This window comes from Paenibacillus sp. 203 (genome assembly GCF_037027525.1).
Classification (GTDB): Bacteria; Bacillota; Bacilli; order Paenibacillales; family Paenibacillaceae; genus Paenibacillus; species Paenibacillus polymyxa_B.
Map to the genome: position 1 here is coordinate 1 of NZ_JAXCHD010000113.1, position 214 is coordinate 214.

The window sequence follows — 214 nt, forward strand, 5'->3', positions numbered from 1 at the left end:
TCAAGCTCCCTTCTGCCTTTGCACTCTTCGAATGATTTCCAACCATTCTGAGGGAACCTTGGGGCGCCTCCGTTACTCTTTAGGAGGCGACCGCCCCAGTCAAACTGCCCACCTGACACTGTCCTCGTACCGGTTTACGGTACCAAGTTAGAACCTAGATACGATCAGGGTGGTATCCCAAGGATGCCTCCTCTCAAGCTGGCGCTCAAGATTC

General features: G+C 53.7%; 1 rRNA gene. It reads right to left on the reverse strand.

What is annotated here, in order from left to right:
- Positions 1-214, reverse strand: a 23S ribosomal RNA gene (locus WA407_RS26645); the annotation flags it as partial.